The organism is Curtobacterium sp. VKM Ac-2887 (assembly GCF_015350935.1).
Classification (GTDB): domain Bacteria; phylum Actinomycetota; class Actinomycetes; order Actinomycetales; family Microbacteriaceae; genus Curtobacterium.
This window is the reverse complement of sequence record NZ_JADKSB010000041.1, coordinates 1-4736: the sequence shown is the minus strand read 5'-3', so window position 1 is coordinate 4736 and position 4736 is coordinate 1. Positions and strand designations below refer to the sequence as shown.

5 protein-coding genes are annotated in these 4736 nt (G+C 67.5%); 2 read left to right on the top strand and 3 right to left on the bottom strand.

From position 1 onward, the window contains the following. Positions 1–107: 107 nt before the first annotated feature. The 3 genes from ITJ69_RS20100 to ITJ69_RS20090 form a co-directional block, all read right to left on the bottom strand. Positions 108–1544: a flavin-containing monooxygenase gene (locus tag ITJ69_RS20100; RefSeq protein ID WP_194673833.1), complete on the bottom strand. Its 1437-nt coding sequence runs from the start codon at positions 1542–1544 to the stop codon at positions 108–110. Positions 1545–2043: 499 nt separating this feature from the next. Next, positions 2044–2199, bottom strand: coding sequence for a hypothetical protein (locus ITJ69_RS20095; protein ID WP_194673832.1), 156 nt, complete (start codon positions 2197–2199; stop codon positions 2044–2046). A 341-nt stretch (positions 2200–2540) separates the two neighbouring features. Beyond that, the gene (locus ITJ69_RS20090; protein WP_228549983.1) at positions 2541–3827 is read right to left on the bottom strand and encodes a multidrug effflux MFS transporter; all 1287 of its coding nucleotides are present in this window, start codon (positions 3825–3827) and stop codon (positions 2541–2543) included. Between the two features lie 72 nt (positions 3828–3899). On the opposite strand from ITJ69_RS20090, the gene ITJ69_RS20085 reads away from it, so the two are divergent. After that, positions 3900–4361 carry a MarR family winged helix-turn-helix transcriptional regulator gene (locus ITJ69_RS20085; protein ID WP_194673831.1) on the top strand — a complete coding sequence of 154 codons (462 nt, stop codon included), beginning with the start codon at positions 3900–3902 and terminating at the stop codon, positions 4359–4361. Between the two features lie 57 nt (positions 4362–4418). Beyond that, positions 4419–4736: alcohol dehydrogenase catalytic domain-containing protein (locus tag ITJ69_RS20080; protein WP_194673830.1), on the top strand; the 318-nt coding region annotated here is incomplete at its 3' end.

Sequence of the window (4736 nt, the reverse complement as noted above, 5' to 3'; positions counted from 1 at the left end):
ACGCGGTACCACCCACACGAACCATCCCCGGATCTCGAACCGACTAATCAGTCCAAGAACCGGGGACCAGTCCACAGGCCGCACCGCGCCTCCAGTCCGTCAGCTGGTCACGTCGTCAGGCGACCATCACCTCGTCGACGTGGCGCGCGCCACTGCTGGAGGACGTCCCGGAAGACGACGGGGCCGGGACCGAAGGAGGTGTTGCCGGACGTCGCGCTGCCCTCGCGGTTGTAGTAGCCGGGCGTGCACTCGGCGCGGAAGTCGTCGTTGTCGATCGCGCGGTCGGCGATCACCCGGACCCACGCCTCCTGCGCCGCTTCCGTCGGTTCGACGTACCGGGCACCCTCGGCACGGGCGATGCGGACGAGTTCCGCGATGTGTTCGGCCTGGTCCTGCAGGATGTGCACGAAGTTGACCGAGTTGGCGTTCTGCAGGGGACCGAGCTGGAACAGGTTCGGGAACCCGTGCGTCGTGAAGCCGTGCAGCGTCCGGGGACCGCGCGCCCACGCCTCCAGCAGCGTCGTGCCGTCCCGCCCGTACACGGGGAGCGTGCCGGACAGCACGCCGGAGACACCGACCTCGAACCCGGTCGCGAAGACGACGCAGTCGACGGCGTACTCGGTGTCGCCGACCACGACGCCCGTCTCGGTCATGCGCGTGATGCCACCAGCGTCGGCGGTGTCGACGAGCGTGACGTTCGGTTCGTTGAACGCCTGCAGGTACAGGTCACTGAACCCGGGCCGCTTGCACATGTACCGGTACCAGGGCTTGAGGGCTTCGGCGGTCGCCGGGTCCTCGACGACCTCGTCGACGCGCGCACGGAGTTCGTTCATCTTCTGGAAGTCGAGCAGCTCGTCCAGGCTCTCCCGCTCGGCCGGTTCGACGGACTCGTCGACCGTGCCGGTGATCATGGTGCGCTGGATGCGTGCCGTCTCGGTCCAGCCGTCCCGGGTGAGGTCCTCGTCGACCGGGGCGCCGGAGATCGTGCGGATGAAGTTCTCCTGGCGTTCCCGCTGCCACCCGGGGCGCAGCGAGGCCGCCCACTCCGGGTCGGTCGGCCGGTTGTCGCGGACGCCGATCGTCGACGGGGTGCGCTGGAACACGAACAAGTGCTCCGCGTCGCGCGCGACGTGCGGGACGACCTGGATGCCCGTCGCACCGGTGCCGACCACGGCGACCCGCTTGTCGGCGAGCCTGCTGAGTCCGCCGTCGGCGTTCCCGCCCGTGTAGCCGTAGTCCCAGCGGCTGGTGTGGAACGTGTGCCCCTGGAACGTCTCGATACCGGGGATGCCGGGGAGCTTCGGCTCGGTCAACGTGCCCGAGGAGGTGATCACGAAGCGCGCGCGGAACCGGTCGCCGCGGTCCGTCGAGACGTCCCAGACCAACGTCTCCTCGTCCCAGCGGAGCTCGGTCGCGCGGGTCTGGAACAGGGTGTCGCGGTAGAGGTCGAAGGTGCGTCCGACCGCCATCGCGTGCTGGCGGATCTCCTCTCCCGGCGCGTACCGCCACTTCGGGACGGTGCCGACCTCCTCGAGCAGCGGCATGTACACGTAGGACTCGATGTCGCAGTGGATGCCGGGGTAGCGGTTCCAGTACCAGGTGCCAGGGCGATGTTGCTGCAGGCAGGACGCGGCGCCTCCCCTAGGAGTTGTCCGGCAGGTCCGCGTTAGTGCCGACTAGCTGCTGCGCCACACCTGTCGGATAGTGGATGTGCGTCGGGCAGTTCGGGTCTGCACGACGCACCGGGGTGCCGAGGAGATTCAGGGACTTGTCGGCACCCCGCACCACTCCCAGCGCAGTGCATCGCGACACTGCAACCACGAAACACGCATCGCCGTTCCGGCCCGCGTTCGCCAAAGCCGACGGCTGAGAGGGACGCGCTGTCCCGGGGCTGTGCGGGATGCCCCGAGCCTTCCCTGCAGCATCGCCGTCCCCGCTGTCCTGGGTTCAGACTGTGAGGCAGCAGCGGGGTGGTTCCCGTTGCGAGCGGGGCGGCTGACACCTATCCGGCAGCCGCCCCGCGCTTCAAGTGCCTGTCTGTGTCTACTCTGGGCCGAACAGGTCGGGGCGGTTGGCGTGTTCACGGGGCCGATCGAGGGGGATCTCGAAGAGATCGGTGCGGCGGTAGTCTTCCGACCAGCCGCGACGCATCCGGGACGCTGTACGGTCGAAGGCTTCGATGATGTCGAATCCGGGCACGAGGAGCGATTGGACGCGGAGGCCGTCGTAGAGGGCGAGGAACTGTTCCGTGGCACGGGCGGGCTCCACTCCCGCAGGTGCTCATCGCGCGCTGTCCAGGGGGCGGCGGCTGTGTCTGCTCCGTCAGCGCTTCGACTGATCCTCCACGCCACGGCTGCTGGCCTCGGCGGGTCCTTCGTTGATCAGGAGCGTGTCGCGGATCTTCGACCACGCCGCCCGCCGGTGGTTCACCACGCTGACGGCGAATGGCGTGGCCGGTGCAGAGGTGTTAGTGCAGGTCAGAGGGTGGGTGACTGCGGCCTTGGATGAACAGGGGCTGGTAGATCGTGCGCGGTGGTGCATCAGCTGCCCGAGATCTCGCCGGCGCCGGATTCCGTCGGCGGATGCGTCGTTCGCGATGAGTGGTGTGTGCCGGCGAACGCGAATGCGAGGTTGGCGAGCGCGGAGGTGACGAGCATGGTGATGGCCAGCGGTCCAGCGGTGCTCTGCCCTCCGATGCTGACGATCGGGGCAGCGACCCCCGCGAACACGTTCTGGAGCAGGCCCAGGATCGCGGAGCCGAGTCCGGCGGCCGTCGGGACAGCCGCGAGGGCGAGAGCGGTCGTGTTGCCGAAGCTCAATCCCAATGCCCCGACGGACACGAGGATCGGCAACGCCAGCCAGATCGGTGGAACGTCGGTCACGACGAGCACCCCGAACACGATGACCGCGCTGAGATTGAGCAGCAAGCCGCTCCGAGCAAGGGTCGCGACGTGCACGCGGCGGGTGAGGCGTGCAGAGACCGCGCCGACTACCAAGAGCGCGAGGGCGTTCAAGCCGAAGGCGAGCCCGTACTGCACCTGATTCAAGTGCATCATCCCTTGGTACAAAAAGGGCGACGCGGAGATGTACGCCATCATCGTGGTGAACGCGAAGACGAACGCGAGCATGTTCCCGACGTAGACGCGCGAGGTGAGCGCTCGCTTGGACGACCCGGACATCGCGGTCCGACCGGCCGCGGTTGTTCGTGGCGCTCTGGGGTTGGTCTCCCTGACGACGAGGAACACTGCTACCAGGCCGATGGCCACGAGTGCTGTCACGATCCAGAGCAGGCCGCGCCAGCCGAGCGGCTCGGCGAGCAAGCTCCCTGCGACGGGTGCGAGCACCGGAGCGATGCCGCTCACCGTCATGATGATGCTGAGTCCCCGTGCCGCCTCCACCCCCGTGGCGAGGTCACTGACGATGGCGCGGGATATGACCATGCCCGCCGCCGCTGCGAGGCCTTGCACCAGCCGAGCGACGATCAGGAACTCAACGGACGGAGCGAGGGCGGCGGCGGCGCTGGCGATGAGGTAGATCACCATGCCCGCGATGAGCGGACTGGTGCGGCCGAACCGGTCGGAGAGCGGCCCGAACACCACCTGGCCGACGCCGGCCCCGAGTAAAAACGCGGTGAGCGACAGCTGGACGACCGGTGCCGTCGTGCCGAGATCGGTAACCATCTCGGGGAATGCCGGCAGGTACATGTCGATCGCGAACGGAGCAATCCCGGACAGTAACGCGAGGGTGAGCAGCAACCCCACTCCGATCCGAGCGTTCGTCATCGTGCCGGTCGATGCCGGGTCCATCTGTTTGGCGTACCGGGTCATCTGTGCCTCCTGGATAAGTACCTACGTATACGTAGCTATGCTAGGGTAAGCATACTCATGAGGGGAGCACTGTTGGGACACCGCGAAACCGAGCGCGACGAACAGCTCGCAGACCTGGCGCATCTTGTGCTCAGCGTCGGGCGCGACATCCGCTTGTACGGGCACCCTGACGCCGAGATCATCGAGATCACGGAACTCGAGAGCCTGGTCATGAACTACGTCCAGCAGCATCCCGGCGTCAGCCCGACCAGGATTTGCACCGAGGTCGGGTTGCGGTCCAGCAACACGAGCGCGGTCCTCCGCTCGCTGGTGGAGAAGGGCATGATCGAGCGTCGCCCGAACCCCGACGATCGACGTTCCATCAGCGTGCACCCCACCGCGATCGCGGCCGAGAACCTGCGGAGAGTGCGGGACATGTGGGCCCGCTTCCTCGCTCCGCGTGTTGATGCGACCGTCGACGTCGCGCCGGCGGTCGAGCTTCTTCGTGCAGTCGAGACCTCCGTCGCTGCAGCGCTCGGCACGCGCTCGGGCTGACCGTTCCCGTGTTGATCGGCGCCCGCACGTTCGTGAGCATAAGAAGGAGTGACGGCAATGCAGGCATGGCAGTTCACCAGGGCCCACGTGCCTCTCGCTCTCAACGACGTCCCGGAACCGACCGTGGTGCCGGGCACTGTGCTCGTCGACGTCAAAGCCGTCGGCTTGTGCCACTCGGACGTCGGCGTGCTCGAGGGCGAAACCGTTCCGCTACCGGATTGGGTGAGATTGCCGCTGACGCTGGGACATGAGATCGCAGGCGTCGTCGTCGATGTCGGCGAGGGCGTGTCGGGGTGGGGCGTCGGCGACCGGGTTGGATTGTGCCCGCACGGCGAGGTCGTCGCGGGCCTGACCTACGACGGCGGATACGCATCG